The following is a 5,821-nucleotide window of genomic DNA, read 5'->3' as shown; positions in this document are numbered from 1 at the left end:
GAAGGACTGTGTCCGTACATTATCTACAGTTCCTCAGTATGCTCCTACCTGTAAAAAGCTTTTGGGTCAGCCAAAGCTTCATGCAACTCGTGGTAAGCAGGAGTCTACTGACCATCCACCAATTTATCCAACGGCAGCAGCAAATCCAGATTCTTTGCAGCCTGCAGCTTGGAAGCTCTATAACTTAATTGCTCGTAGATTCCTTGCAACTCTTATGGGTCCAGCTACTATGAGCGGCACTAAAATCACGCTTGATGTTGCTGGTCAGCCGTTTGTTGCAAATGGAACCGTACTGGCTGAGCCAGGCTTTAGAGAGATTTATCCCTTTGGCCTTAAGAAAGATGATCAGATTCCTGATGTCGGCGAGGGAGAGATTGTCTCCATTCAGTCTTTGTCGCTTGATGCTAAGCAGACAGAGCCACCAGCCCGCTACAGCCAGGGCAAGCTTATTCAAGAGATGGAGAAGCGCGGTCTGGGCACAAAGTCTACGCGAGCCTCCATTATTGATACGCTTTACCAGCGTAAATACCTCAAAAACGATCCTGTTGAGCCAAGCCAGCTTGGCATGGCAATTGTTGATGCACTTTCGCAGTTTGCACCACACATTACCTCGCCTGATATGACGGCAGAGCTTGAGTCCGATATGACAAGCGTTGCTGAGGGCAAAGATACACGTGATGGCGTTGTTACGCACTCAAGAGCCCTGCTTGCAGGCATGATTGATACGCTTATTGACCACAAAGAAGACCTGTCTGAGGCCATTGCTGATGCAGTTACTGCTGACGCAAAGGTGGGAACCTGCCCTAAGTGCGGCAAAGACTTGGTTGCTAAGAGCTCTCTGAAGACTCGTGGAAGCTTTGTTGGCTGCATGGGTTGGCCAGACTGCGATGTTACCTATCCACTGCCTCAGGGACGCGTTGAGCCGCTTGAGGGAGAGGCCGGTGTCTGCCCAGAGTGTGGTGCTCCTCGCGTAAAGGTTCAACCATTTAGACAACGTGCGTATGAGACTTGCATCAATCCAGCTTGTCCTACAAATGCGGAGCCAGATCTTATTGTGGGCGAGTGCCCAACCTGTAAGGCAAATGGCAAGCATGGGGATCTGGTAGCTCATAAGTCAGAGCGCACGGGTAAGCGCTTTATTCGCTGCACCAACTACGAGGAGTGCGAGACCAGCTATCCTCTGCCTGCTCGTGGAAAGCTCGAGAAGACCGATGAGGTCTGTCCAGATTGCGGCGCTCCAATGGTGGTTGTTACTACTCAGCGTGGTCCTTGGAAGCTTTGTCCAAACTATGATTGCCCTGGTAAAGAAAAGAAAACTGCCTCGCGTAGAGGTGCTCGTAAGAGTACTAAGGGCACCAAATCCACCAAGACAGCAAAAAAGTAAACGTATGACGGTGCATCGAGAGGTGCACCGTTTTCGGAAGAACGAGCGTCCCTCTCCAACGCCCGCTCCATACGTATTTTTACCCATTTTTGAGCGCTCTTCATGTGGAAATGCGCAAAACCTTTAGAATATTCATGGCGAGAAACACAATCTGACTGTATCGTGAGATAGTTAAGAGGGAGGGAAGCATGAATAAAGACTTACGTACATCACAAGGCCTGTTCATCACGCTTGAAGGCGTTGATGGCTGTGGTAAGTCAACACAAGCTTCTCTTCTGCGAGAAGACCTTGAAGCACTTGGCTTTGATGTGGTTTTTGTTCGTGAGCCCGGCGGCACTGCTATTTCTGAGCAGATTAGAGGCGTGGTACTCAATCCAGAAAATGGCATGATGTGCGATGAGTGTGAGCTGTTGCTCTATGAAGCAAGTCGCGCTCAGCTGGTAGGAGAGGTTATTCGACCAGCTCTAGCTGCGGGCAAGATTGTTCTGTGCGATCGTTTCTACGATTCTACTTTTGCCTATCAAGCAGCTGGTCGCGGTCTTGATACAGACCTCGTGCACCGTGCAAATCGCTTGGGAAGCTGTGGGGTTTCTCCTGATAGAACTCTTGTTTTTATGCTCGAGCCAACAGTTGCTCATGCGCGTGCTACGCAAAATGATGCCGATAGGCTAGAAGCAGAAGGTGTTGCCTTCCAGGAGCGAGTTTTTGCTGGTTATAAGCAACTTCTGCAAAATGAGCCAGAGCGTGTAAAAGCTGTAGATGCAGATGGCACAATTGATGAGGTGCGTGCACGTACTCGCCAGGTGTTAGCTGATCTTTTCCCTGGTATTTGTGAGCTTGGTGAGTGACGCGTTTATGACTCAAGAGAGCACACATACTACTCATAGCACCTATCCACTTCCTCAGGCACTTACCCGTCTTCAGGATCAACCTCAAGTTCAAAATCTGCTTGCGCGCGCACTTCATGAGCACAAGCTTGGCCACGCCTATCTGTTTGTAGGAGCTCCTGGTTCCGGTAAAGGTCTTGCAGCCAAAGCTCTGGCGCAGTGTGTTCTCTGTGCTCAGGGCGGTGACGCTGCCTGTGACGACTGCATTCGTATTTCTCGCGGTACTCACCCTGACGTTCACGTACTTGCCCCAGCCTCCGCAAATGGCTACCTCATTGAGCAGATTCGTCAGCTCATCGCTGATGTTAGTCTGGCGCCCATGCGCTCGACTCATAAGATTTACGTGATTGACCGCGCTGATTTGCTCAGAGAAAATTCTGCAAATGCACTGCTCAAAACTATTGAAGAGCCACCTGCAGACACCATCTTTATTCTGTCTGCACGTTCTTCTTCTGCGGTGCTTCCCACCATTGTTTCTCGTTGTCAGGTAGTTGCGTTTAGAACACTCACTGACGCTGCTGCTAAAGCCGCTATTATGCGAGAGATTTCCGCCACAGAGCAGGAAGCTCGTATTGCGCTTGCAGCAACAGGAACCCCTGGTAGAGCCGTGGAGTTTTTGCAGTCTTCTACGCGAAAAAACATTCGCAGACAGCTCATTGATGTTTTTGGCAATCTGCTCAGAAATGACTCGTGGGATGTACTCACTTCCGCAAAAGAGCTGATAGAAGCTGCAAAAATCCCTCTAGGGGATGTAAGGCGAGCTCAAGAAGAGGCCCTCGCTCAAAATGAAGACTTTCTTACCAGCGCTGCGTTAAAGCAGGTTGAGGCGGCAAATAAGCGAGAACTCACAGCGCGCGAGCGTTCGGGTATCATAGAAATGTTGGCAATTCTGGAATCGCTTCTTCGCGACGTACTGTTGTGTTGCGAAGCGGTTGATGAAGAGATAGTAAATACGGATGCAGCAGGCATTATTGACCGTGTTGCATCTCAAACTCATACCCAGGGTGTTTTGGGGGCTCTTGCTGCGGTGCAAGAGGCTCAATACAACCTGGACCGCTCTGTTTCTCCCCAGCTAACCCTTGAGGTTATGCTGCTGCATATCAAGGAGGCACTTACATGCCCACCGTTGTCCCGGTGAAATTTGAATACGCCGCGCGCGACCTTTGGTTTGATCCAAAGGAGTCCGGCGTTCTTGAAGGTGACCACGTTATCTGCCAGACCGAGCGCGGTCTAGAGATTGGTCTTGCTGTTGCTGATCCTCGTGAGATTTCTCAAGAGGAGTTTGAGTACAAGACAAACAAAGCCGAGCTCAAAGACGTTGTTCGTGTAGCAACTGACGAGGACCTATCTCGCGCAGAAGAGCTTGCCGCTAAGGGCGAGGCTGCGCTTCCCGTATTCAGAAAGTTTGCTGTTCAAGAAGAACTTGAGATGAAGCCCATTGGCGTCGAGTATCTTTTTGATGGCGAGAAGGTCGTGTGTTACTTCTCGGCTGATGATCGCGTGGACTTTAGGCAACTTGTGCGCGAGCTTTCTCATGAGCTTCACGAGCGCATTGATATGCGTCAGATTGGCGTCAGAGAAGAAGCGGCAGTTATCGGCGGTTATGGTCATTGTGGACAAGAGCTCTGCTGTAGAAGGTTTGGCCTCTCTTTTGAGCCAGTTTCTATTCGCATGGCAAAAGAGCAGGATTTGCCTTTGAACTCCACTAAGATTTCTGGTGCCTGCGGTCGTTTGATGTGCTGCTTGCGCTATGAGTTTGAAGCGTATCGTGACTTCAAAAACCGTGCTCCAAAGCGCAACGCCGTTATTGAGACTCCTTTGGGTATGGCAAAAATTGTTGAGTACAACACGCCAAAAGAGGAGATTGCCCTTCGCCTAGAGAGTGGCAAGGTAGTACGCATTCCTCTTGCTGATATGGACGCTTCTCCTGCAGCACAGCAGAAGTCGGAAGACCTGGGTTGTTCTTGCAGGCCAGATAGCGTTTCTCGCGCAGCTCTTGAGCATCTTGAATCTGTTGAGGTTCAGATGGCGCTGGCAGAGCTTGATCGAGCAAACGGTCTCATTGTTGATGAAGAGCCAGAGATTAATCCAGACCTCTTTGTTACTGAGGCTCCAAAGCGTAAGCGTGATCGATCTGAGCAGAGCTCTGCAAATAGGCAGGAAACGCCAAGAATTCTGGTGCAAGAAATGCCCGAGAAGAGCAGGGCACTCAAAGTTCTTCTCGCACCCGTCGTGTAAGAACTTCAAAGAATGCTCAGGTCAATCCTGGTTCTAGTACTTTTGATGCTGCGACAGATACGCTTCGCCGTACCCGACGTCGTCATCACGCAACAGAAGAGAGTACTGCAAATACTCAGGCTCCTCAGAAGAATGAGCAGGGTTCAGCTTCTGCACAGAAGCAGTCACAGGGTAAGCGCTTTAGAAGGACAGATGCTCCTCAGACGTCACAGAAAGCTGATGAGGCACAGGCACCAGTTCGTGCAAAAAGGACTCGTCGTCCAGGTGATAGGGCGGGCATGAAGACCCAGAGCGCTCCACAGAATACTTCTGGTTCTAACGGTGCGCCTACCGCTGCATCTAGAGATGCTCAGCCACAAAACGCTGCACGTCGTAGACATAGAAGAGCTGGACGTGATGATCGTGGTCGCGGCTCGAAGGACAACGAGTAATGTATACGCTTAAGACTGAATATGCCTTTGACTCAGCGCATTTTCTTACAAACTACTACGGCAAGTGTGAGAATCTGCATGGTCATCGCTGGCATGTGACTGCCTGCATTTCAACTGCAGAGCTTGGTGAGTCTGGTACAGAAAAAGATATGGTTATGGACTTTGGTGTCTTTAAGCGCAAGGTCCGCGCGCTGTGTGATTCCCTTGATCATACGTTTTTGATTGAGGAGGGTTCTCTTTCTGAAAAGACGTTGGCCTGTCTTAAAGAAGAGGGTTTCTCGCTCACTATTTTGCCGTTTAGAACAACAGCAGAAAATCTAGCAAAGTATCTCTTTGAGCAACTTGAGTCAGAAGGTTTGCCCGTCTCTTCCGTTGAGGTCGATGAGACCCCTAACAACTGCGCCATATATTCAAAAAATATGAAGTAACCTGTTGTTTTTTAAAGCTCGCGCGAGCAACGTAACCTCGATGGGTATACTCTACGTATGTAGAGGTTTTATCTTTTGGCGAGGTGGAATTTCATGGCTCACGGAGCATTGCGGGGTGTCAATTTAACCGGTTGGCTTACGCTTGAACCGTGGGTAACTCCTGAGCCGTTTGCACGCACGGGCTGCGTTGATGAGGCTCAGCTCATTAAAGCACTGGGCGTTGAGGACTACCACAATCTTGTTAAAGCGCATCGTTCTTCATTTATTCAGAGTTCTGACTTTGTCAGCATTGCCGCTCGTGGTTTTAATGCGGTAAGAATTTCTGTACCTTGGTACGTTTTTGATGAAGAAGCTGCTGGTACTCCATATGTTAGCTGCATTACCGAGCTTGATAGAGCTCTTGAATGGGCAGAAGAACTTGGCCTGCACGTTATTTTTGTACTGGCAGTAAAT

General features: G+C 49.5%; 6 protein-coding genes and 1 pseudogene. All 7 read left to right on the top strand.

Going from position 1 to position 5,821, the window contains the following annotated elements; all coding sequences use genetic code 11:
• Positions 1-1,384, top strand: a 1,384-nt coding sequence (locus tag RWJ43_RS05775) for a DNA topoisomerase (RefSeq protein WP_314008874.1), incomplete at its 5' end; no start/stop codon positions are given.
• A gap of 188 nt (positions 1,385-1,572) precedes the next feature.
• Complete coding sequence (tmk, locus tag RWJ43_RS05770; RefSeq protein WP_314008872.1) at positions 1,573-2,232, top strand: dTMP kinase; 660 nt, start codon at positions 1,573-1,575, stop codon at positions 2,230-2,232.
• Between the two features lie 7 nt (positions 2,233-2,239).
• Positions 2,240-3,409, top strand: a complete 1,170-nt coding sequence (locus RWJ43_RS05765; RefSeq protein WP_314008870.1) for a DNA polymerase III subunit delta' C-terminal domain-containing protein — start codon at positions 2,240-2,242, stop codon at positions 3,407-3,409.
• Positions 3,388-4,509 (top strand): regulatory iron-sulfur-containing complex subunit RicT, encoded by a 1,122-nt coding sequence (locus tag RWJ43_RS05760; protein ID WP_314008868.1) that lies wholly within the window; start codon positions 3,388-3,390, stop codon positions 4,507-4,509. Before RWJ43_RS05765 ends, RWJ43_RS05760 begins: the two co-directional genes overlap by 22 nt.
• A gap of 278 nt (positions 4,510-4,787) precedes the next feature.
• Entirely contained in the window at positions 4,788-4,940 is a 153-nt protein-coding gene (locus RWJ43_RS05755) for a hypothetical protein (protein WP_314008865.1), read from the top strand.
• Positions 4,940-5,368, top strand: coding sequence for a 6-carboxytetrahydropterin synthase (locus RWJ43_RS05750; RefSeq protein ID WP_314008863.1), 429 nt, complete (start codon positions 4,940-4,942; stop codon positions 5,366-5,368). The genes RWJ43_RS05755 and RWJ43_RS05750 overlap by 1 nt, the downstream gene beginning before the upstream one ends.
• Positions 5,369-5,461: 93 nt before the next feature.
• Positions 5,462-5,821 (top strand): annotated as a pseudogene (locus tag RWJ43_RS05745) (glucan 1,3-beta-glucosidase); the annotation flags it as partial.

Source organism: Lancefieldella parvula (assembly GCF_963530955.1).
Taxonomy (GTDB): domain Bacteria; phylum Actinomycetota; class Coriobacteriia; order Coriobacteriales; family Atopobiaceae; genus Lancefieldella; species Lancefieldella parvula_A.
The sequence above is the reverse complement of the archived record's forward strand: the minus strand, read 5'-3'. Positions and strand labels throughout refer to the sequence as shown.